The sequence below is a fragment of the Micromonospora sp. WMMC273 genome (genome assembly GCF_027460285.1).
Lineage (GTDB): Bacteria > Actinomycetota > Actinomycetes > Mycobacteriales > Micromonosporaceae > Micromonospora > Micromonospora aurantiaca.
Window position 1 is genome coordinate 127,788 of sequence record NZ_JAPZBE010000001.1, and the last position, 20,933, is coordinate 148,720.

Consider the following 20,933-nt stretch of genomic DNA (forward strand, 5'->3'; position numbering starts at 1 on the left):
TGCCTTGCCGGGGAAGTTACTGGCGAGTAGCGTTCGGGCATGAGTATCGACTCTCGCCAGGTGGCGGCCGGTCTCCTCGAAGCCGTGCCGTTCGCCCGCACGCTCGGAATCGAGTTCGTCGAGGTGGCGCCCGAGGCCGAGGGCGGGGTCCGGGCCGTGGTCCGGCTCCCCGACGACCCGGCGCACCACAACCACGTGGGCGGCCCGCACGCCGGGGCCATGTTCACGCTGGGGGAGACCGCCTCGGGCGCTGTTGTGCTGGCCGCGTTCGGGCAGGTGCTCGACCGGGCCGTACCCCTGGCCGTGACCGCGACCATCCGCTACCTCAAGGTGGCGATGGGGCCGGTGCTGGCGACGGCGCGGCTCGGCGGCGTACCCGCCGAGGTGCTTGCGGAGCTGGACGCCGGACGGCGGCCGGAGTTCCCGGTCGAGGTGGAGGTCCACACCGAGGACGGCACGCTCACCTCCTCGCTCACCGTGATCTGGACGCTGCGCCCGAACCGCTGAGCGCCGAATGGTGTTTGCCCGGCGCGGGGTCTGGTTAGATTCAAGCGATGCTGGGCCTCCCCGCGCACGTGCGCGCTTGTCTCTTCGATCTGGACGGTGTGCTGACGCAGACCGCCAAGGTGCACAACGCCGCCTGGGCGGAGACGTTCGACGCGTACCTGCGGCGACGGTCGGCCGAAACCGGCGAGCCGTTCCACCCGTTCGACCCCGGACCGGACTACAACCGGTACGTGGACGGCAGACCGCGCGCCGACGGGGTGCGCACATTCCTGGCCTCGCGCGGCATCACGCTGCCCGAGGGATCGCCGGACGACCCGCCCGAGGCGGACACCGTCAACGGCCTCGGCAACCGCAAGAACGTCGTCCTGCTCCAGCAGATCGAGCAGCGCGGCGTCGAGGTGTACGAGGGTTCGGTGCGCTACCTGGAGGCAGCCACCACGGCCGGGCTGCGCCGCGCGGTCGTCTCGGCCAGCGCCAACTGCGCCGCCGTCGTGCACGCCGCCGGGCTGGACCGCTGGCTGGAGGCGCGGGTGGACGGCGTGGTCGCCCGCGCGAGCGGGCTGCGCGGCAAACCGCACCCCGACACGTTCCTGGAAGGCGCCCGGCTGCTCGGCGTCGAACCGGCGCAGGCCGCCGTCTTCGAGGACGCCCTCGCCGGGGTGGCCGCCGGGCGGGCCGGCGGATTCGGGTACGTGGTCGGCGTCGACCGGGTCGGCCAGGCCGACGAGCTGCTGGCGCAGGGCGCCGACGTGGTGGTCACCGACCTCGCCGACCTTCTCGCCCCGGAGCCGGCCGCGTGATCCGGGAACGGGCGTACCCGGTCGAGCCCTGGCACGTCCGGGAGATGCAACTCGACATGGACGTGCTGGCCCAGTCCGAGTCGGTGTTCGCGCTGTCGAACGGCCACATCGGGCTGCGGGGCAACCTCGACGAGGGCGAGCCGCACGGGCTGCCCGGCACCTACCTGAACTCCTTCTACGAGCTGCGCCCGCTGCCGTACGCGGAGGCGGGCTTCGGTTTCCCCGAGTCCGGGCAGACCATCGTCAACGTCACCAACGGCAAGCTGATCCGGCTGCTCGTGGACGACGAGCCGCTCGACGTGCGCTACGGCGAACTGCTCGCCCACGAGCGGGTCCTCGACATGCGGGCCGGCACGCTCCACCGGGACCTGCACTGGCGCTCGCCGGCCGGCCGCGAGGTCAAGGTCCGTACCACCCGGCTGGTGTCGTTCACCCAGCGCTCGGTGGCCGCCATCCACTACGAGGTGGAGCCGGTCGACGGGCCGCTGCGGCTGATCCTCCAGTCCGAGCTGGTCGCCAACGAGTCGCTGCCGCCGCAGAGCCGCGACCCCCGGGTGGCCGCCGTCCTGGAGTCGCCGTTGCAGGCCGAGGAGGAACTGACCACCGACGACGGCGGCCAGCTCATCCACCGGACCAAGGTCAGCGGCCTGCGGGTCGCCGCCGCGATGGGCCACGACGTCGACGGGCCCGAACGCACCACGATCGAGAGCGAGGGGTACGAGGACTGGGTCCGCACCACCATCGGCTGCGTGCTCAAGCCCGGCCAGAAGCTGCGGGTGGTCAAGTACCTCACGTACGGCTGGTCCAGCCGCCGGTCCCTCCCGGCGCTGCGCGACCAGGTCGGCGCGGCGCTCGCCGCGGCCCGGCTCGACGGCTGGGACGGCCTGCGCCGGGCCCAGCGCGAATACCTGGACGCGTTCTGGGACGCCGCCGACGTGCGCGTCGAAGGCGACCCCGAGGTGCAGCAGGCCGTCCGCTTCGGCCTCTTCCACGTCCTCCAGGCCGGCGCCCGCGCGGAACGGCGGCCGATCTCGGCCAAGGGCCTTACCGGCCCCGGGTACGACGGCCACGCGTTCTGGGACACCGAGATGTTCGTGCTGCCGGTGCTCACGTACACGCAGCCGGGAGCGGTCCGGGACGCGTTGCAGTGGCGGTACGACACGCTGGCCCAGGCGCAGGAACGCGCCCGCACGCTGAACCTCGAAGGCGCTGCCTTCCCGTGGCGCACCATCGAGGGGCCGGAGTCGTCGGCGTACTGGCCCGCCGGCACCGCCGCGTTCCACATCGCCGCCGACGTCGCCGACGCGCTGCGCCGCTACGTGCTGGTCACCGGCGACGAGGCGCTGGAACGGGAGATCGGGCTGGAACTGCTCGTCGAGACCGCCCGGCTGTGGCGTTCGCTCGGCCACCACGACCGCGCCGGGCGGTTCCACATCGACGGCGTCACCGGCCCGGACGAGTACACGGCGGTGAAGAACGACAACGTCTACACCAACCTGATGGCCCAGCGGAACCTGCGTACCGCCGCGGACTGCGCGATGCGCTACCGGGACCAGGCGCTCGACCTCGGCGTCACCGAGGAGGAGGCCGCCGCCTGGCGGGACGCCGCGAACGACATGCACGTCCCGTACGACGCGGAGACCGACGTGCACGAGCAGGTGGAGGGATTCACCCGCTTCCAGGAGTGGGACTTCGAGCACACGCCGCCGGAGAAGTACCCGCTGCTGCTGCACTATCCGTACTTCGACCTCTACCGCAAGCAGGTCGTCAAGCAGGCCGACCTGGTGCTCGCCATGCACTGGCGGGGCGACGCGTTCAGCGCCGCCGAGAAACTGCGCAACTTCGTCTACTACGAGCGGCGCACCGTACGCGACTCGTCGCTGAGCGCCTGCACCCAGGCGGTGCTGGCGGCCGAGGTCGGCTACCTCGAACTGGCCCACCGCTACCTGCGCGAGGCCGCGCTGATGGACCTGCACGACCTCAACGAGAACACCCGCGACGGCGTGCACATGGCATCACTCGCGGGCGCCTGGATCGCGCTCGTCGCCGGGTTCGGCGGGCTGCGGGACCACGACGGGATGCTCTCCTTCGCGCCCCGGCTCTCCAGCCGCCTCAGCCGCCTGGAGTTCTCGCTCCAGTGGCACGGGATGCGGCTGCGGGTCGACGTGCGGCCGCACCAGACGACGTACTCGCTGCGCAACGGCGGCCCGGACACCGTCGTCGAGCTGCGGCACCACGGCGAGCCGCTGCGGGTCACCTCTGCGCAGCCGGTGACCGTGGCGGTGCCGCCGGCACACCCGAGCGGGGCGCAGCCGGAGCAGCCGCAGGACCGCGCGCCGCTGATGCACCTGCCGGAACGCGCGAACTGAGCGGCCCCGCCACGACGGGCGGGACCGCTCGGTACGCCTACCTCAGAACTGGCGGCCGTTCGACGGACGCCCGCCGGCGTCGCGCGGCGCCGTGGCCCGCGGATCGTCGGACGTCCGCGCCGTCGAGGCGCGGTCGGCCCAGTCCGGCGAGTCCTTCAGCTCCTGCTTACGGCGTTCCTGGTCGGTGAGTTCCTGTTCCCGGGACCTGTCCTGTTTCGCCATGACGATCCTCGCGATCGGTCGGGGTCCGTGGTCACCCCGCCGCGTTCCCGCCCGGCGGCGGCTCAACCGTCCGGGTGCGGGCTCAACCGTCCACGTGCTGGGCGAAGCTGCGCCGCAGGTGGTCCTTGGGGCGGGAGCCGACGATCGAGCCGACCACCTCGCCGTCCCGGAACACCAGCATGGTCGGCGCGGACATGATCCGGTGCGCACGTGCGGTGGCCGGGTTCTCGTCGGTGTTGAGGGTGACGAAGCGCAGCGCGTCGCCGAACTCCTCGGCCAGCTCGGCCAGGTGCTTCGACACCACCCGGCACGGCGGGCACCACTCGGCCCAGAAGTCCACCACCACCGGCCGGTCGGCGGCCAGCACGGTAGCCGCGAACGTGTCGTCGGTGACCGGGTTCAGCCGGCCGGTCCCCGTGTCCTGAGGCATGTTTCCTCCCGTTGGGCGATCGCGTGGGCGAGCTGGTCGTGCAGCCGGCGGCGGACGTCGCCCAGCCGGTCGAGGTAGTCGTCCACCTCGGCGAGCTTGCGCCGCAGCACCGCCACCGAATCGGGGCAGACGTCACCGGAGTCGTTTCCGGCGCGCAGGCAGGCCACGAACGGGCGGATGTCGTCCAGGCCGAAGCCGATCGCCAGCAGGGACCGGATCTCGCGGACGACGCGTAGTTCCGCCTCGTCGTAGACCCGGTATCCGTTGGCGGACCGGTTCGGCCGGACCAGGCCGTGGGCCTCGTAGTAGCGCAGGGTGCGGGTGCTCGTACCGGCCCGCTGCGCCAGCTCCCCGATCCGCATCCGCCGCCCCCCCGTCCCTCACTGCCAGGCTGACGCTAAACCTTGCCGCCGACGTCAACGCAACCCCGCGCGCGTCCGTCTTCCCCTGCTGTCCCCGTAGATCATGAAGTTGACGGCGTTGTGGATCTCGGAATCTGCCGCCAACTTCATGATCAACCCGATAGGGGGCGGGGGCTTTCTGGGCCGTCAACTTCATGATCGTCGGGGTGGGGGGTATGCCGTGGGGGAGAGCGGGGGTGGGCGAGAGGGGGGTGGAGGAGATGCGTGAGGTCTCGGTGCCTGTGGTGGACGGCGGGCTCGTGGGAGACGTGGTGGTGCCTGCCGAGGCGCGGGGGGTGGTGCTGTTCGCTCACGGGAGCGGCAGCTCGCGGCACAGCCCGCGCAACACGGCCGTCGGGCGCGCGCTCAACGAACGCGGGCTCGCCACGATGCTCGTCGACCTGCTGACCGCCGACGAGGAGGCCCGGGACGAGATCACCGCCGAACTGCGTTTCGACATCGGCATGCTGGCCGAGCGCCTGGCCGGGATCGTCGACTGGATGGGTGCCGACCCGGAGCTGAGGCGGCTCCCGATCGGACTGTTCGGCGCCAGCACCGGCGCCGCCGCCGCACTCGTCGCCGCCGCGGCCCGGCCGGACCGGGTGGGCGCTGTGGTCTCCCGGGGCGGCCGGCCCGACCTGGCCGGCAGCTCACTGACCGCGGTACGCGCACCGACGCTGCTGCTCGTCGGCGGCCTGGACGAGCAGGTGATCGTGCTCAACGAGCAGGCCCGGGACGCGCTGGGCGAGGTCGTCGAGCTGCGGATCGTGCCCGGCGCCACGCACCTGTTCGAGGAGCCCGGCACGCTGGAGCAGGTGGCCGACCAGGCAGGTACGTGGTTCACCACGCACCTGCGCCAGCCACACCCCGCCTGACCGGCGCCGTCAGCCCGCCGCCTCGGCGGCGCGGCCCGGGTCGGCGGTCGGTGCGGGAACGTCGGAGCCGCTCCGCTCGGCGGCGCGGTGCCGCTGGACGGTGTCCAGCACCCGCCACAGCACCGCCGCGATCGGCACCGACACGAACGCCCCGGCGACCCCGGCCACCAGCGTGCCGGCGGTGACCACCACCAGGATGACCGCCGGGTGCAGCTGCACCTGCCGCCGCATCACCAGTGGTTCCAGCAGGTTGCCCTCGATCTGCTGGACGGCGATCACGGCGGCCAGCGTCAGCAGCGCGGTGGTGGGACCGTTCGCGGCGAGCGCGACGAGCACCGCCACCGCACCGGCCACCGTGGCGCCGATGATCGGTACGAACCCGCCGAGGAACGTGATCAGGGCGAGCGGCAGGGCCAGCGGGACACGCAACACCACCAGGGCCAGCCCGATGCCGATGGCGTCGATGGCCGCGATGATCATCGTGCCCCGGCTGTACGCGCCGAGCGTCCGCCAGCCCGCCCGTCCCGCCTCGGCGGTCAGCTCCCGGCGCGGGCCGGTGAGCCGGCGCAGCACCCAGCGCCACATCGAGCGGCCGTCCTTGAGCAGGAAGAACAGCAGCACCAGGGCGAGCAGCACCGCGCCCGCCACCTCGGCGACCTTGCGCGCACCGGCGACCGGGTCGGGCGCGCCGCTGCTCAGGCCCTGCCGGATCTGCTCGACGAGCCGGTCGAGCTGCTGGTCGGTGACCGGCAGGCTGGACGTGACGAAGTCCCGGGTGCGCTGCAACCCCTCGTCGAGTTGCTGGCTCAACTCGCTGAACTGGCTCGCGGTGAGGTTCCAGACCAGGACGCCGGCGCCGCCCAGGATGCCGAGCAGCAGCAGGATGCTCAGCAGTGCGGCGAGCCCGGCCGGCACCCGCAGCCGGCGCAGGCGTACCAGGATCGGGTCGAGCAGCGCGGCGAGGAAGAGCGTGCCGGCCAGCGCCACCGCCAGCGGCGCGAGCAGTACGGCGATCTGCCCCAGCAGCCACAGCCCGGCGGTCACCACCAGCAGGCAGGCGCTCCAGGTGACCGCCGTCCGTACCGGCCAGGGAAGTCCCGCCCAGGTCTGCCGCGGTCCGGCGGTCGGTGCCCGCCCGGTTATGCCAGCGTCGTCGTCCACGTCGCCCTCCTCGATCCGGGCCGTTGGTACCCGACGCGGGCCGATCCGACACCAGGGACGTAACCGCCCACCCGGTGTTTGTGCCCCCGGCCTCCGGGAAGGCATTCACCGTATCGAAGGGAGATCGGGCATGAGTGACTTCATGGACAAGGCCAAGGACTTCGCCGACAAGCACGACAAGCAGGTCGACCAGGGCATCGAGAAGGCCGGTGACGCGGCGGACAAGCGCAGCGGCGGCAAGTACGACGCGCAGATCGACAAGGGCGTCGACATGGCGCAGCAGCGCACCGGCGACGGCGACACCGGCCGCTGACGTACCTCGACGGCGGGCCGGCCCCCCAGAAGGGGACCGGCCCGTGCGGGTCAGGAGCTGTAGCCGCGGCCGGCGATCCAGTTGGCCAGCTCGGTCACGTCCATCCAGTACGTCGGCTCGTCCGGCCGGGCCGGGTCGGCGATCAGCACCCGGTCGCCGTCGCCCTCGTACCGCACGACAGTCACGTAGTGGCCGGGGTAGCTGTGCTCCACCCCGTCGATGTCCCGGGCGCCGCCCAGGATGTTCGCCACCACCGGGCGGTCGTCGTCCACAGCGGTACGGATGTCCGCGCGCAGACGTTCGACCTGGTCCCGGGTGGCCACGTCGTCGCGGATCTCGGTGGTCCTGTACTTGCCACCCGTGTACTCGTTGAGCACGCGGGTGATGTCGATGGCCGAGTCGGTGCCGTTCTCGGTGGTGCCGAGCTTCGTCGCCAGCTCGTCCTGGCTGACGTCCCTGCCCTCGGCCGACAGGGCGATCCGGGTCGAGGCGGGACCGCAGTAGAAGTAGTTCGGCTGTGCCTGGTACTCGTAGTCGGCGGCACGGTCGCCCTTGCCCTTGACCGGGGCGGCGTGGGCGGCGGCCGGACCGGCCACGGCACCGCCGGCCGCGGCCAGACCGGCGACGGACAGCACACACTTACGGATGATCGGGTTCATGGTCGAGGCTCCATTCGGGGGTCGACGGCTCCGTGCGGGAGACGCGGCACCAGGAGTGGCACTCGGCGTACGGAGAGTTCAACCGCCCTGCCGCTGCGGCTCATTTCCGGCCGTGACCGGTGCCACCGCGGAACCGGACAGACGCCTCAGTCGGGGAGGCTTCCCAGGAGCCCGGTCACCGCGATCTCGATGACCACCCGTTCCGGATTCGGGCGCGGCGTGCGATACCGCTCGGCGTACCGGCGCTCGGCCTCGGCCACCGACTCCGGGTCGCGGCGCAGCACCGCGCGGCCCTCCACCGTCAGCCACCAGCGGCCGTCGACCTGGCACACCGCGACCGGGACGCCGTCCGGCCCGGCCGCCGCGACGTGCCGGGCCTTGGCCGACCCGGCTGAGGTGATCACCCGGGCCAGCCGGGCCGCGGGATCGAAGGTCACTCCCACGGGTACGACGTGCGGAGTGCCGTCGGCACGCGGAGTGGTGAGCGTGGCGAGGTGCCGGTCCGCGAAGAAGCGGGCCACCCGCTCGTCGTTCGGATCCAGCCGGTGCCGTGCCGCCATGTCGTCTCCTCGTTCCGTGCCGGTGACGTCTCAGCGGCGGGGTGCCGCGCCGGGCGGCAACGTCGCCACCGGAGACTCCCCGGCGGCCCGCTGCTCGGCGCGGTGCTTGGCGACCAGCCGGCCCAGGTAGAACAGCGCGCCGGCCAGCACGCCCATGTCGTCCAGGTAGATCGGGTCGGGCAGCAGGTCCACCGGCAGGATCGTGTAGATCAGCGCGCCGTAGAACGCGACCTTGCCGCCGGCGCCGAGCGCGCCGAGCATCCGGCGGGTGCGGACCACCCGGATGGCGAGCAGTACCGCCCCGGCCAGCATGGCCGCCGCGAGGACGGCGGCGAGGACGACCAGCACCCAGGCTTCACGGGACACGCCACCACGCTAGCCGAGCCGGGCCCGGGCCGCGCGGTGTCGAAGCTCCGAGCCTCCCCGTTCTCGGTGGTGTCCGCTACTTCCTGTAGCCGCCGCCGACAAACGGCTCGGAAGTCATCCATCCGCGAGCCCGGGCCACGGTGCTCTCAGGCCACGACCGCCGCCCGGCCCCGGGCCACCGGGGTCGGCTCGCGAGTGGTCTCCACGCCCGCCGCGGTCGGCAGTTCCCGGGTGGCCTCGGGGCCGGCGAACCCGACGATGGAGAGTTCCGTCTGCGGCTCGGCGACCGGGTGCAGGGCCGCGAACGCCTCGTCACGCAGGCTCTGCGCCGCCGCCGCGGCCAGCTCGGCCGCCTGCCAGGCGGCCTGCTCCCGCTGCATCGCGGCCCGGTGCCGGGCCGCCATGTTGTCCCGGACCAGCCGGCGCAGCAGCAGCTCCTGCTCCACCGGATGCCGGCTCGGGTCCCAGCCGTTGCCGCCGAGGATGTCGCTGAGCTGCCGCACCGTGATCTCGTTCCGCCACTGGGCGTCCATCGCGGCCCGGTGCAGCCAGCGCTCCCGGTCCGCGTACTCGGCCGGGGTCCGGGCGGTCCGGGGCAGCGGCAGCGCCGCGGCGGCACTCAGGCGACGGACGTCCTCCTCGGCCGCCTGGTACGCCTGCCAGGCGGCCTCGGCCTCCTCCTGGGCGGTCAGCCACTCGGATCGGCTCCGCTCGGCGGTCGCCGTGGCACGGGACGCGGCCACCGCCACCTCGTCGGCGTAGCGGATCTGCTCCTGGCCCCGTACGCGGGCACGCTCGGCCCGATCGATGCTGCTCGGCCGGGCGGCGTCGCTGATCCGGTCGATCAGTTCCGAGCGGAACCGGGACGGGCGGACGATCAGCGCGGTGACCACTGTCGCAGCCACGGCGAGCAGGACCAGCCAGATCACGGCGACCGCGGGCATGTCGGGCAGGACGGAGGAGAAGACGGTCTGCATCACCAGCACCTCGTGGTGGAACGAAGGACGATAAACGGTCGTGGCCCGGACATCCGGGTGGGTGCGCGTCGTGACTCGGACGCGACGGGACGCGCGGCAGGGCGCGAGGCGTGCGGCCGGTGGGGCCGCGCCGGGGCGTACCGGAAGGGGCGCCCGGTCAGGCGCGCGGCGGACCGCGACGGGCGATGTCCGCCCGGCCGGGGTCGGCGGCGGCGACGACCTCGACGCCGGGGACGCGCCCGGCGGAGTCGGTGGAGAGGGCTTCCGTGACGGCCGGGCCGGTGCCGGGGCCGGTGGTCCGCGGGGCAGCGGTCGTCGCGTCGGCGGCCGGGAGGCCGGCGGAACGCGCGGCGCCGGTCGTGACCGCCTGCCGCGCCGCGACGTGCTCGATCGCGACGGCGTGCGAGACGACTGTGGCGTGCGAGGCCGCAGCGGTGTGGGCGGGTGCGGCGGCGATGCCCTGGAGGCCGACGATGATCACCAGGCCGGCCACAGCCGTGCGGGCGATCCGGCGCAGCGTCGCCGTCCAGGTGGACGGGGTGAACGCTACGGGCAGCACCTGTTCAACCTATCGGTCGACGGACGATCCCGCAGCTCAAGGATCTTGCGGGTTACGTGAGCCACCCCACGGGTCGGTGTGGACGGACATCCGCGCAGGCCCGACGCGCAACGGCGCGGCGCCCCTTCCGGGGTGCCGCGCCGTCTCGTGAAGGCCGGGCTCAGTTGCCGCCGAGCACCGGCGGCGGGGCGGCGTCGCCGTCGCTCCAGACCATCTCGTCCTCGGTGAGCCAGGTCAGCCGGCCGTCGGACTCGTCGTCGCCGTGGCCGCCGCGCCCGCCCAGCACGCCGCTGCGGCCGGCCATCGCGGGCCGCCCGGTGGCGCCGCCGGTGCGCTCGGCGCCCTTGCTTCCGGCGTCGACGACGAGGCCACGACCGGAGGTGAGCCGGCCGGTGCCGGCCGCCGAGCGGTTCTCCGCGCCGGACATGCCGCCGAAGCGGGCCGAGGACGCCGCGTTGGTGCCGGTGCCCGCGAGCGAGCCGGTGCTCAGCACACCGGGGGCGCCGTAGAGCCCGCCACCCGGTCCGCCGGCGCTCATCGTCGTCGGGCCGGCACCGCCTGGACCGAAGCCCGGGCCGCCGCCGATCGTCGGACCACCGACGGTGCTGGTCAGCGGCGCGGCACCGGCCAGCGAGGTGCCGCCCGGGTCGACGGTGCCGCTGGTCGGCACCGAACCCGGAGCGCCGGCGCCGGGCTGGCCGCCCGGAGTGCCCGCACCGGGCGTGCCCTCGCCCGGCGTACCGCCGGTCGGGGCCGTGTGGTGCACGCCCGACGAGGTGGCGGTGGCGTTGGCGCCCGGGCCGAAGCTGCCCAGGCTCGGGCCGGACGACGGCGTCTTCACCGACGGGCCGTTCTGCAGCGTCGGGTCGCCGTTGCTCGTGTGGCCGGGCAGTTCGGTCTCCGGCGGGTCCGGCACGACGATGCGGCCGTACGCCGAGAAGTCGTAGCCCTCGGCGAGCTTCGCCACGACCTGCACCATCCGCTGGTGCGCCTTTTCCTGCTCGGCCTTGTCCTGCTGGTGGCCGACGATCCCGCCGATCACCGCGCCCGGGGCGCCGCCGATCAGGAAGCCCTTGCCGGCGCCGGAGAGCAGCTTGTCGTTGTCGTCGGTTTTCTCCGGGCTCTCCGCCTTGGACTGCGCGGCCCGCAGCTCGCTGGACATCATGTCCAGGCCCTGCCGGATGCCGGTCATGCCCTCGGACAGGTTGCCGGAGTAGCGGACGACCATGTCCAGCCGACGGTGGAACTCCCGCGCGGCGTCGCCGGTCCAGGTCTTCGCCAGCGCCTCCAGGTCGGCGGTCAGGTCGCGGCCGAGGTCGTCGAGCGTGCCCTTCAGGGAGGTCCACTGGGCGCTGAGCGCCTCGATCTGCTTCGGGTCGCCGGCGTTGACGCCCTGGTAGAGCTCCTCGTGGCTGACGTGCTCGTAGCGCCGGGTGTACTCAGACACGCGGGTCCTCCTTCGGCTGCTTCATCGCCTCGTTGAGCCCGGAGAGGGCGGCGGCGATGTCGGCCGCGGCGGCGGCGTTGCGGGCCTCGGCGGTCTTGTAGTTCGTCATGATCTTGTGGGTCGCCTCGCGGGCGGCCAGGATCGCCCGGCGCAGCCGGTCGACGTGGTTGACGTAGCTCTGGTGCGTCTCGGAGTAGCGACGTGCGTTGTCGGTCGCGTCGGTGAACGTGCCGAGCGCCGGCGGGCGGCACTGCATCTGGGTGTTGAGCTTGCGCAACACCGACTCCGCCTCGTGCAGGCGCCGCTCGAGCCGCTGGTGGAAGTCCTCCAAGGACAGTACGTCTACCGTCGTGCGCCCCGTCATGGCTGCATCCCCGTAGTCATCGTCGATAACCGTTCGCCGTACTCAGGTTAGTCGAAGCGAGCCAACCCGGGCGACCCGTGACGGGGTTCCTCCACTTCGGATCGGCCGACGGCCGTTCAACCGCCCTGGACCTGCGCCGCCGCGCCCCCGGCCGAGGGCGTCGCGGTGGCCCCCGGGGGTGCCGACACATCGAAGTAGGTCATCGCGTCCTCGCGGGACAGCGTCGGGCCGGTCGGCACCAGCGCCAGCAGCGAGGCCGGTACGGCCACTGGCGTCACGTCGCCGTACCCGAGCGCGCTCTTCGCGTCGCCCCCGGCGGTGCCGAGCGGATAGCGGATGCCCTGGGCGGTGATCAGGTAGACGGTCGAACCGGCCGCCGCCTTGCCGCTCTCCCCGGCCGTGGCCTGCACCAGCACGCCCTTGCCGCCCGGTAGCAGCACGTTCTCGGCGGTGCGTACCGCGTCCCGGGCGCCCTGCCGGGCCGGCATCGCGGTCGCCGAGGTCAGCTCGGCCGGCGGGGAGTCGAAGACCTCCAGCGTGGTGGTCGGCGGCTGACCGGCCGGGCCGGGCCGGTAGGTGGCGCACAGCACGGTGCGGCCCGGCCGGACCTCGTGCAGCGTCGGCAGCCGGGCCGGCAGGCCGTCCGCGTCCAGCCGCTGGTCGGTGAGGAGCCGGCCCGCCTCGTCCGGAGTGATCTGCGTCACCTCGCCGCCGCTGCCGAGCAGCAGCAGCGCGGTGACCTCGCGGACTGTGGCCAGGCCCTGGCGGGTGAGCACGTAGTACTGGCCGGCGGCCTGGTAGACCTGGCCGATCCGGGCCGGCCGGTCGGCCACCGTGAGGCCGCTCGCGCTGCCGTCCCCGGCGATCGTGGGCTTGCGCAGCACCGGGCCGACCGGCACCGCGTTCAGCAGTTGCTGCCCGACCGTCAGGTTCGTCGCGCCGGCCATCTTCAACGCCACCAGCGCCTGCTCGTCGCCGGCGACCTGCAGCCGGGAACCGCCGGTGAGCAGGTAACGGGCGTCGCTGGTCCGCACCACCACGGCCCGGTCGGTCAGTGCCGTGCCGCCCGGCAGCGCGCGGTCGATCACCAGGTGTGTGGTGGAGCGCTGCGGGTCGTTCGGATCCGGTACGTCGCACACCGACCACGGCAGCCCGACCAGGGACTTGCGGTCCGGCAGGTCGTCCGGGGCGCCCACGATGCCGACCAGCCGCCCGCGTGGACGGTCCTTGATCGACGCCTGGGACATGGTGCGCGGCTGCGCCGCCGCGTCGTTGACGATCAGCCGCGCCGAGGCGTAGTTGAGCGTCGGGCGCAGCACCTGGTCCTCGCCGAAGTAGTACGTCGCGCCGGTCTCCCGCTCGATCACCAGCGTGTTCGGCTCCAGCGGCGCGGAGTTGCTGGTGAGCTGCCCGTACGCGCCCACACCGCCGAGCACCACGGCGGCCGCGATGACGCTGCCGAACACCGCCATGCCGAGGCGGCGCATCGGCAGGTCGTTCGTCTCCGGATCACCGGAGAGCAGCGCCGAGACGATGCGGCGGGTGACGAAGCGGTACGCCTGCACCTGATCGCGGCGGGTCCGCATGACTAACCTCCGGCGGGGGTGGGTCCGCGGCGACAGGTCCGAACAGCGCCGTGGGCTTCCCTACGATAAGGGGCCGTCGGGGGTGCGCCGGACCCCGTCCGCCGCCCGAACGACCGCACCCGCCCGGCGGATGCCCAGGATGTCCAGAAGGGACGCACACCGATGACGCAGCTCCAGGCGCCACCCGGTCGTACCGCCACCGCTCCCGCCGTGCCGCCGGACCGGCCGGTCACCCCGGCCGACAAGCGCCGCCGGGGACGCCTCGGCCCGGTCGTGGTCGGGCAGCTCGTGGTGGTGGAGTGCGCGGCGCTCGCCGTCTGGTTCGCCACCGCCGGCCCGGCGTGGCTGCTCGCGGCGGTCGGCGTCCTGGCGCTGCTGGCAGTGGCCGCGGCGTTCGCGCGCCGGGGCGGCCGCTGGTGGTACGAGGACCTGATGCTCCGCCGCCGGCTGCGCCGGCGCCGCGACCGGGCCCGGGGCGCGGCGCCGGGCGGTGACCCGCGGCTCGCCGCGCTCGCCCCCGAGCTGACGGTGGTGGAGCTGACCGAGCGCGGCACCCGGCTCGGCATCGGGCAGGACGACCGGGGCTGGTTCGCCGCGCTGGCGCTGACCGGCCGTCCCGGGGGGCCGGCCGGCTCGATCGATGCGGCGGTGGTGGACCGGGCGCTCGCGGTGCTCGCCGACTTCTCCGGCCCGGTCACCCAGACCCAGGTCGTCTCGCACACCCTGGTCTGGTACCCGGCACCCGGCGCGCCGCCGTCGGCGTACCGGACCGTGTGGGTGGCGCTGCGCCTGTCGGTGTCCGACGCGCGGGCCGAGGCGGTGAGCCGGGGCGGCGGCCTGCGCGGCGTGCACCGCACGGTGGCGGCCGGGGTGGGCCGGCTCGGCAAGGCGCTCAACGCCGCCGGCCTCGGTCACCGGGTGCTCGACCGCAACGAGCTGCACGCGGCGGTGGTGTCCGGCGCCGGGCTCGACCTGGCGCCGGAGTCCCCGGTGGAGACGTGGACCAGCCTGCGCGGGGGCGGCTGGACGCAGCGCTGCCTGGCCCTGCGGGTACGCCCCAACGGCTCGCTCGGCGCGCTGGTGGACGCGGTCACCTCCACCTCCGCGCCCTCGCACACGGTCGCCGCCGTGGTGCTCCCGGGCGGCCGGCGGGTGCCGCCGCTGCTGCGGGTGGCGGCCATGGACGGGCACGCCGAGGCGCTGGTGAAGGCGGTCCGGGAGATGGCCCGGCGTGCCGGCGTGCCGGCCCGCCCGCTGGACGGCCAGCACGGCCCGGGCGTCTACGCCACCGCGCCGGTCGGCACCGCGATGGGGACCGTCACGGTCGAAGGTTGACGATCCAGCCGTACGCGCCGCACACCCAGACGGCCAGCGGCACCAGCGCGATGATCAGCAGGATCTCGACGATGTCCAGGGTCCGGCCCCAGACCGGGGAGATCCGCTTGCCGGCCACCGTCAGGCCGTAGACCAGGCTGATCACGGCCACCACGGCCAGGCCGCCGAGGATCAGGCCGAGCCGTACCGCCAGTGAGCCGGCGGCGAAGGTGGCGGCGGCGACCAGCCCGAGACCGACGGTGCCGGCCAGCAGCACCGGCGTGCGCTGGGCGCGGCCGAGGAACGGGCGGGCCCGCAGCAGCGACAGCAGCGCCAGCACCAGGCAGAGCAGGACCGCCGGGAGCCGGCCGTCCTCGGCCAGCACCACCTCGCCGCCGAGCACCAGCAGCGAGACGGTCCACAGCAGGCCGGTGAGGAACGCGTCCGCGCGCTCGCTGTTGCGCAGCACCGACGGCCCGTCCACCGACTCGGTGTCGGTCTTGAGGTCGTCCGGGCCGGTGGGGATGGACGGCACCGGCAGCCGGGCCAGGCGGTAGGCGAGCATCGGCAGCGCGGGCAGCGCGCCGAAGGCGACAGTCGCCACGACCGCCGCCGAGGCCGCCGCGCCGATGTCGAAGGACAGGCTGAGCACCGCACCGAGGCCGACCGCGCCGCCCACACCGACCGCGCCGAGGAACAGTGGCAGGCGGTCGCCGACCGCCAGCGCGGCGATCGCGCCGAAGACCACCACCGCGGTGCCGGCGAGCAGGACGTGCGGGCCGGCCAGCTCGCCGAGCGTCCGTTCACCGGCGAGCACCAGCAGGCCGCCGACGCCCGCGTACCCGATTCCGACCAGGGCCAGCACCGCGCCGGTGCGGCTGTCGCCGGCGGCGCGGGACAGCACCGCGGCGCCGACCAGCAGTGCCACCGCGACCACGAACGCGGCCGCCGCGCCGGGTAGCTGTGGCGGGCCGGTGAGCAGCGTCGCCACCGCGCCTCCGGCCAACGCCGAGGCGGCCAGCAGGACCGCGAACGCCCGGGTGGTGCCCACCTGCCAGGCGCCCGCCCGCTGGGTGGTGGAGGTGGCGACCGCATCCACCACGTCGTCGAAGACGATCTCGGGGGCGGTCGCGGCACGCGGGTTGAAGTAGAGCACCTCGCCGTCGCGGACACCGAGCTGCGCGGCGGTGCGGCCACCGTCGAGCGGTTGACCGCCGAGCCGGGACAGGGCCCAGCCGCCGTGCCGTACGCCCTCGTCGGCCAGGTCCTCGCCCGCGTACCGCAGCAGCGTGGGGAGCAGGTCGGCGAGCGGCACGTCGGACGGCAGCGCCAGATCCATCCTGGTACGCGGCGCCACGATGGTGATCCGGCTCAGCCCGCCGGTCGCCGTCTTCGTCGCCACAGTGGCCTCCTCGTGCTCGCATACGATCCGCTGGGCCGTCGGCGTCGCGCCCCACGGGTCCACGACGCCTGACGGAGATTACCTACGATGGCGGTCGCACAGGTTGCCCACCCGACGCTCACCGGCGGTGGCAGACCACGATCAGGGCCGCTTCTGGGGAGGGGAGAGCCGTGAGTACGGTGGTGTTCCGCCGACTTCCGCGTCAACCGGGGCCCGCGCTGCCGCGCGGCGAGGTGCTGCTGGAATCCCCGCCCGAACTGCCGGAGCCGCAGGCCAAGGGCATGGGCCAGGTGCTGATGATCCTGCCGATGCTCTGCGGCGTGGGCGCGATGGCGTTCCTCTACGCCGGCCGGGGCGGCGGCATGATGACGTACGTCGCGGGTGGTCTGTTCGGTGTGTCCATGTTGGGCATGGCGATCGGCACGCTCGGCAACGGCGGCAAGGACAAGGCCGAGCTGAACGCCCAGCGGCGCGACTACATGCGTTACCTGGCGCAGATGCGCAAGCGCACCCGGCGGGCGGCCGAGCAGCAGCGCGCCGCGATGACCTGGCGGCACCCGGAGCCGGACGCGCTCTGGTCGATCGCCGCCTCGCGCCGGCTCTGGGAGCGGCGGATCACCGAGGACGACTTCGGCGAGGTGCGGATCGCACTGGGCCCGCAGCGGCTGGCGGTGGAGATCGTGCCGCCGGAGACCAAGCCGGTGGAGGACCTGGAGCCGATGAGCGCGATCGCGCTGCGCCGGTTCGTCCGGGCCCACTCCAGCGTGCCGGATCTGCCGACCGCGCTGTCGCTGCGCGCGTTCAGCCGGATCGCGTTGCGCGGCGACCGGGAGCCGGTGCTGGACCTGACCCGGGCCGCGCTGGGCCAGCTCGTCACGTTCCACGCCCCGGAGGACCTCCTGGTGGTCGTGGTGGCGGCGCCGGACCGGCAGGCCGCCTGGGACTGGGTGAAGTGGCTGCCGCACGCCCAGCACCCGGGGCGTACGGACGCGGCCGGCGCGCGCCGGATGGTGTTCGCCGCGCTGGACGAGGCGGAGACCGCGCTGGCCCAGGACCTGGGCGGACGGCCCCGGTTCGCGCCGGAGGCGAAGCCGCTGACCACCGCGCCGCACGTGGTGGTGGTGCTGGACGGCGGTGAGGTCTCGGCGACCTGCGCGCTGACCGGGCCGGGCCTGCTCGGCACGACGGTGTTCGACCTGTCCGGCGCGGTCCCGCGCGACGCCGGCCGCTGGCTGCTCTGCCTGGACGCCGGGGACGGCACCGGGCTGGACCTGGTGCGCGGCACCGCCACGTCGCGGCTCGGCCGGCCGGACCGGCTCTCCCTGAGCGCGGCCGAGGGGCTGGCCCGGCAGATCGCCCCGTTCCGGCTCTCCCAGCAGCAGGGCGCCAGCACCGAGGAGCCGCTTGCCCGCAGCATGGAGCTGCCCGACCTGCTCGGCGTCGGCGACGCGGCGACTGTGGACACCCGGCAGACCTGGCGTCCGCGCAGCCACCGCGACCGGCTGCGCATCCCGCTCGGCCTGGGACCGGACGGCAACGTGGTGGAGCTGGACTTCAAGGAGTCCGCGCACGAGGGCATGGGCCCGCACGGCCTGGTGATCGGCGCTACCGGTTCCGGCAAGAGCGAACTGCTGCGTACGGTGGTCGCGGCGCTCGCGGTGACGCACTCGTCCGAGGAGCTGAACTTCGTCCTCGTCGACTTCAAGGGCGGCGCCACGTTCGCCTCGCTGGACGCGTTGCCGCACACCAGCGCGGTGATCACCAACCTGTCCGACGAGCTGCCGCTGGTCGACCGCATGCGGGACGCGCTCGCCGGTGAGATGAACCGCCGGCAGGAGGTGCTGCGGGCGGCGGGCAACTACGTCTCCCGGTACGACTACGAGAAGGCGCGGGCCGCCGGTGAGCAGCTGGAGCCGATGCCCAGCCTGCTGATCATCTGTGACGAGTTCTCCGAGCTGCTCGCGGCCAAGCCGGACTTCATCGACCTGTTCGTGATGATCGGCCGCCTCGGCCGGTCGCTCGGCGTGCACCTGCTGCTCGCCTCGCAGCGGCTGGAGGAGGGCAAGCTGCGCGGCCTGGACACGCACCTGTCGTACCGGATCGGTCTGCGCACGTTCTCGGCGGTGGAGAGCCGGATCGTGCTGGGCGTGCCGGATGCGTACGAGCTGCCCAGCGCGCCCGGTCACGGCTACCTGAAGACCGACACCGCGACCATGCTGCGGTTCCGCGCCGCCTACGTGTCCGGCCCGTACCGGGCGCCCGGGCAGGTGCAGCGCTCCACCCGGGCGCAGGTGCAGCGCCGGATCGTCCCGTACGGCATCGACTACGTGCCGGTGCCGGCGGCGCCGAGCCCGGCGGAGGCCGCTCCGGAGCCGGAGCAGAGCGGCGACGGCAAGGCCGTGGCGATGCTGGACGTGCTGATCGACCAGCTCAAGGGCCGGGGCAAGCCCGCACACCAGGTGTGGCTGCCGCCGCTGGCCGAGCCGTCCGGGCTGGCCGAGCTGCTGCCGAAGCTGAGCGTGCACCCGACGTACGGCCTTACCACCGCCGACTGGCCGGGCCGCGGCCGGCTCGCGGTGCCGGTCGGCATCGTGGACCGTCCGTACGAGCAGCGCCGCGACCCGATGATGGTGGACCTGGCCGGGGCCGGCGGCAACGTGGTGATCGTCGGGGCGTCGCTGAGCGGCAAGAGCACCATGCTGCGCTCGATGCTGGCCTCGCTGGCGCTCACCCACACGCCGCGCGAGGTGCAGTTCTTCTGCCTCGACTTCGGTGGTGGCGCGCTGCGCAGCCTGGACGGGCTGCCGCACACCTCGGGTGTGGCGGGGCGGCGCGACGTCGAGGCGGTCCGGCGGACGGTGGCCGAGGTGGTCGCCGTGATCGACGAGCGGGAGAACCGGTTCACCCAGCACGGCATCGACTCGGTGGCGAGCTACCGGCGCCGCCGGGCGGCGGGTGAGTTCACCGACGACCCGTTCGGTGACGTCTTCCTCGTGGTGGACGGCTGGAACACGCTGCGCCAGGAGTACGAGGAGCTGGAGCAGACGATCACCAACCTGGCGAATCGGGGCCTCGGCTTCGGCGTACACGTGGTGATCACGGCGGTGCGCTGGGCGGAGATCCGGATCAACATGCGGGACCTGCTCGGCACCAAGCTGGAGCTGCGGCTCGGTGACCCGTCGGAGTCGGAGATCGACAGGCGGGCCGCGCAGAATGTGCCGGTGGGCGCGCCGGGTCGCGGTCTGACCCGGGACAAGCTGCACTTCCTGACCGCGATCTCGCGGATCGATGGCAAGCGTGACATCGAGGACCTGACCGAGGCGTCGGTGGCGCTCGCCGGTCACGTCGCGGCGAACTGGCCGGGACAGCCGGCGCCGAAGGTCCGGCTGCTGCCGCGCAAGCTGGCGGTCAGTGAGCTGGCGAAGGTCGTCGACAGGTCCGCCCCGGGCATCCCGATCGGCGTCAACGAGTCGGCGCTCGCCCCGGTCTACCTGGACCTGGCCGGCGAGCCGCACCTGACCGTGTTCGGCGACGCCGAGTGCGGCAAGACGAACCTGCTGCGGCTGATCGCCCGGGGGATCGCCGAGCGCTACACCCCGGCCCAGGCGCGGCTGGTCATCGCCGACTACCGGCGTGGTCTGCTGGGCGCGGTCGAGGGGGATCACCTGCTCGACTACGCGCCGTCGAACCAGGTGTTCAGCCAGGGCCTCGGCTCGATCCGCAGCGCGTTGCAGAACCGGCTGCCCGGCCCGGACGTGACCACCGCGCAGCTGCGTGACCGGAGCTGGTGGAAGGGCCCGGACCTGTACATCCTGGTGGACGACTACGACCTGGTCGCCTCCGGTGGCAGCAACCCGCTGAGCGCGCTGCACGAGCTGCTGCCGCAGGCGCGGGACATCGGCCTGCACCTGATCGTCACGCGCCGGGTCGGCGGTGTGGCCCGGGCGCTGTACGAGCCGGTGCTGCAACGCCTGCGCGAGCTGGACTCGCCGGGCCTGCTGATGTCCGGCAGCAGGGAGGAGGGCGCGGTGTTCGGCAACCTGCGGCCGACCCCGCAGCCGCCGGGCCGGGGCACGCTCGTGCGCCGCCGCGACGGCCAGCAGCTGATCCAGACCGCGTGGACGGAACCGGCCTGACGGGACGGACGGCGGGCCGCCCGTCCGGTAGCGTCGGCCCGATCGACAGCCGCGAGTGGAAAGGGGCGCGTCCATGAGCAGCCCGTCGGGTTTCGGTGCCGCCGTGGAGGGTCTGCTGCGGCAGGCGCAGGAGCAGCAGCGCCGGCTGGCCGAGGTCCAGCGGCAGCGCGCCGAGCTGCGGGTGACCGGGGAGAGCCCGGACGGCCTGGTGCGCGTGACGGTCGACGGCGACATGAAGGTCGGCGACGTCGAGCTGAACGCGCGGGCGATGCGGCTGGACAGCTTCTCCCTGGCCGAGGCGATGCAGGCGGCGATCGACGCGGCCTACGCCGCCTTCGAGGAGCGGCAGCGGGAGATGCTGGGCGAGATGCTCGGCGACTCCGAGATGGTCCGCCGGGCGCAGGACGGCACGCTCACCCCGGAGGACTGGTTCCGCCAGTTCGGGGTGGACCTGTCCGACCCGACCCGCAATCTGCGGCGCTGAG

Annotated in this window: 21 protein-coding genes; 8 read left to right on the forward strand and 13 right to left on the reverse strand. The window is 73.7% G+C overall.

Annotation, left to right across the window (positions count from 1 at the left end; genetic code table 11):
• Positions 1-39: 39 nt before the first annotated feature.
• Genes O7611_RS00665 through O7611_RS00675 form a run of 3 tightly spaced genes read left to right on the forward strand, consistent with a single transcriptional unit; the run spans position 40 to position 3,676 of the window.
• Positions 40-507, forward strand: coding sequence for a DUF4442 domain-containing protein (locus O7611_RS00665; protein ID WP_194798866.1), 468 nt, complete (start codon positions 40-42; stop codon positions 505-507).
• 47 nt (positions 508-554) lie between these two features.
• Entirely contained in the window at positions 555-1,307 is a 753-nt protein-coding gene (locus tag O7611_RS00670) for an HAD family hydrolase (RefSeq protein WP_269696001.1), read from the forward strand.
• Positions 1,304-3,676 carry a glycoside hydrolase family 65 protein gene (locus O7611_RS00675; protein ID WP_269696003.1) on the forward strand — a complete coding sequence of 791 codons (2,373 nt, stop codon included), beginning with the start codon at positions 1,304-1,306 and terminating at the stop codon, positions 3,674-3,676. Before O7611_RS00670 ends, O7611_RS00675 begins: the two co-directional genes overlap by 4 nt.
• A 42-nt stretch (positions 3,677-3,718) precedes the next feature.
• On the opposite strand, the gene O7611_RS00680 is transcribed toward O7611_RS00675, so the two are convergent.
• The 3 genes from O7611_RS00680 to O7611_RS00690 all read right to left on the reverse strand — a co-directional run bounded on the left by O7611_RS00680 (position 3,719) and on the right by O7611_RS00690 (position 4,690).
• Complete coding sequence (locus tag O7611_RS00680; protein WP_071097001.1) at positions 3,719-3,898, reverse strand: hypothetical protein; 180 nt, start codon at positions 3,896-3,898, stop codon at positions 3,719-3,721.
• Positions 3,899-3,980: 82 nt separating this feature from the next.
• Positions 3,981-4,328: a thioredoxin gene (gene trxA, locus O7611_RS00685; RefSeq protein ID WP_228531255.1), complete on the reverse strand. Its 348-nt coding sequence runs from the start codon at positions 4,326-4,328 to the stop codon at positions 3,981-3,983.
• Positions 4,298-4,690: a MerR family transcriptional regulator gene (locus O7611_RS00690; protein ID WP_013283752.1), complete on the reverse strand. Its 393-nt coding sequence runs from the start codon at positions 4,688-4,690 to the stop codon at positions 4,298-4,300. The genes trxA and O7611_RS00690 overlap by 31 nt, the downstream gene beginning before the upstream one ends.
• Positions 4,691-4,941: 251 nt before the next feature.
• On the opposite strand from O7611_RS00690, the gene O7611_RS00695 reads away from it, so the two are divergent.
• A complete protein-coding gene (locus O7611_RS00695) occupies positions 4,942-5,604 on the forward strand; it encodes a dienelactone hydrolase family protein (RefSeq protein ID WP_442929384.1) in 663 nt (220 codons plus the stop codon).
• 9 nt (positions 5,605-5,613) lie between these two features.
• On the opposite strand, the gene O7611_RS00700 is transcribed toward O7611_RS00695, so the two are convergent.
• Positions 5,614-6,765 carry an AI-2E family transporter gene (locus tag O7611_RS00700; RefSeq protein WP_194798861.1) on the reverse strand — a complete coding sequence of 384 codons (1,152 nt, stop codon included), beginning with the start codon at positions 6,763-6,765 and terminating at the stop codon, positions 5,614-5,616.
• Between the two features lie 130 nt (positions 6,766-6,895).
• Between O7611_RS00700 and O7611_RS00705 the strand changes: the two genes are divergently transcribed.
• Positions 6,896-7,078 (forward strand): antitoxin, encoded by a 183-nt coding sequence (locus O7611_RS00705; protein WP_194798860.1) that lies wholly within the window; start codon positions 6,896-6,898, stop codon positions 7,076-7,078.
• A 50-nt stretch (positions 7,079-7,128) separates the two neighbouring features.
• Here the strand turns inward: O7611_RS00705 and O7611_RS00710 are convergent, their stop codons facing one another.
• The 8 genes from O7611_RS00710 to eccB all read right to left on the reverse strand — a co-directional run bounded on the left by O7611_RS00710 (position 7,129) and on the right by eccB (position 13,596).
• Positions 7,129-7,737 carry a C39 family peptidase gene (locus tag O7611_RS00710; RefSeq protein WP_194798859.1) on the reverse strand — a complete coding sequence of 203 codons (609 nt, stop codon included), beginning with the start codon at positions 7,735-7,737 and terminating at the stop codon, positions 7,129-7,131.
• 146 nt (positions 7,738-7,883) lie between these two features.
• Complete coding sequence (locus O7611_RS00715) at positions 7,884-8,297, reverse strand: pyridoxamine 5'-phosphate oxidase family protein (protein ID WP_194798858.1); 414 nt, start codon at positions 8,295-8,297, stop codon at positions 7,884-7,886.
• Positions 8,298-8,327: 30 nt separating this feature from the next.
• Positions 8,328-8,663: a YkvA family protein gene (locus tag O7611_RS00720; protein ID WP_013283759.1), complete on the reverse strand. Its 336-nt coding sequence runs from the start codon at positions 8,661-8,663 to the stop codon at positions 8,328-8,330.
• Positions 8,664-8,809: 146 nt separating this feature from the next.
• Positions 8,810-9,640, reverse strand: coding sequence for a hypothetical protein (locus O7611_RS00725; protein WP_269696009.1), 831 nt, complete (start codon positions 9,638-9,640; stop codon positions 8,810-8,812).
• A 157-nt stretch (positions 9,641-9,797) separates the two neighbouring features.
• Complete coding sequence (locus tag O7611_RS00730) at positions 9,798-10,199, reverse strand: hypothetical protein (RefSeq protein ID WP_269696010.1); 402 nt, start codon at positions 10,197-10,199, stop codon at positions 9,798-9,800.
• 160 nt (positions 10,200-10,359) lie between these two features.
• Positions 10,360-11,646, reverse strand: a complete 1,287-nt coding sequence (locus O7611_RS00735) for a WXG100 family type VII secretion target (RefSeq protein WP_194798855.1) — start codon at positions 11,644-11,646, stop codon at positions 10,360-10,362.
• Positions 11,639-12,010, reverse strand: coding sequence for a hypothetical protein (locus O7611_RS00740; protein WP_013283763.1), 372 nt, complete (start codon positions 12,008-12,010; stop codon positions 11,639-11,641). The genes O7611_RS00735 and O7611_RS00740 overlap by 8 nt, the downstream gene beginning before the upstream one ends.
• 116 nt (positions 12,011-12,126) lie before the next feature.
• A complete protein-coding gene (gene eccB, locus O7611_RS00745; protein ID WP_194798854.1) occupies positions 12,127-13,596 on the reverse strand; it encodes a type VII secretion protein EccB in 1,470 nt (489 codons plus the stop codon).
• A 162-nt stretch (positions 13,597-13,758) separates the two neighbouring features.
• On the opposite strand from eccB, the gene O7611_RS00750 reads away from it, so the two are divergent.
• Complete coding sequence (locus tag O7611_RS00750; RefSeq protein WP_269696012.1) at positions 13,759-14,931, forward strand: type VII secretion protein EccE; 1,173 nt, start codon at positions 13,759-13,761, stop codon at positions 14,929-14,931.
• On the opposite strand, the gene eccD is transcribed toward O7611_RS00750, so the two are convergent.
• Entirely contained in the window at positions 14,915-16,312 is a 1,398-nt protein-coding gene (eccD, locus tag O7611_RS00755; protein WP_194798852.1) for a type VII secretion integral membrane protein EccD, read from the reverse strand. The genes O7611_RS00750 and eccD overlap by 17 nt on opposite strands.
• 170 nt (positions 16,313-16,482) lie before the next feature.
• On the opposite strand from eccD, the gene eccCa reads away from it, so the two are divergent.
• Positions 16,483-20,448 carry a type VII secretion protein EccCa gene (gene eccCa, locus O7611_RS00760; protein WP_194798851.1) on the forward strand — a complete coding sequence of 1,322 codons (3,966 nt, stop codon included), beginning with the start codon at positions 16,483-16,485 and terminating at the stop codon, positions 20,446-20,448.
• A gap of 73 nt (positions 20,449-20,521) precedes the next feature.
• Positions 20,522-20,932 (forward strand): YbaB/EbfC family nucleoid-associated protein, encoded by a 411-nt coding sequence (locus tag O7611_RS00765; RefSeq protein ID WP_269696014.1) that lies wholly within the window; start codon positions 20,522-20,524, stop codon positions 20,930-20,932.
• Position 20,933: the final 1 nt, after the last annotated feature.

Bases quoted from the DNA above. Each gene is read 5' to 3' on its own strand.
- O7611_RS00705 (WP_194798860.1), top strand. From the start codon at position 6,896: ATGAGTGACTTCATGGACAAGGCCAAGGACTTCGCCGACAAGCACGAC.
- O7611_RS00765 (WP_269696014.1), top strand. From the start codon at position 20,522: ATGAGCAGCCCGTCGGGTTTCGGTGCCGCCGTGGAGGGTCTGCTGCGG.
- O7611_RS00665 (WP_194798866.1), top strand. From the start codon at position 40: ATGAGTATCGACTCTCGCCAGGTGGCGGCCGGTCTCCTCGAAGCCGTG.
- O7611_RS00740 (WP_013283763.1), bottom strand. From the start codon at position 12,010: ATGACGGGGCGCACGACGGTAGACGTACTGTCCTTGGAGGACTTCCAC.
- O7611_RS00750 (WP_269696012.1), top strand. From the start codon at position 13,759: ATGACGCAGCTCCAGGCGCCACCCGGTCGTACCGCCACCGCTCCCGCC.
- O7611_RS00680 (WP_071097001.1), bottom strand. From the start codon at position 3,898: ATGGCGAAACAGGACAGGTCCCGGGAACAGGAACTCACCGACCAGGAA.
- trxA (WP_228531255.1), bottom strand. From the start codon at position 4,328: ATGCCTCAGGACACGGGGACCGGCCGGCTGAACCCGGTCACCGACGAC.
- O7611_RS00670 (WP_269696001.1), top strand. From the start codon at position 555: ATGCTGGGCCTCCCCGCGCACGTGCGCGCTTGTCTCTTCGATCTGGAC.
- O7611_RS00715 (WP_194798858.1), bottom strand. From the start codon at position 8,297: ATGGCGGCACGGCACCGGCTGGATCCGAACGACGAGCGGGTGGCCCGC.
- O7611_RS00725 (WP_269696009.1), bottom strand. From the start codon at position 9,640: ATGCAGACCGTCTTCTCCTCCGTCCTGCCCGACATGCCCGCGGTCGCC.
- O7611_RS00690 (WP_013283752.1), bottom strand. From the start codon at position 4,690: ATGCGGATCGGGGAGCTGGCGCAGCGGGCCGGTACGAGCACCCGCACC.
- eccB (WP_194798854.1), bottom strand. From the start codon at position 13,596: ATGCGGACCCGCCGCGATCAGGTGCAGGCGTACCGCTTCGTCACCCGC.
- O7611_RS00710 (WP_194798859.1), bottom strand. From the start codon at position 7,737: ATGAACCCGATCATCCGTAAGTGTGTGCTGTCCGTCGCCGGTCTGGCC.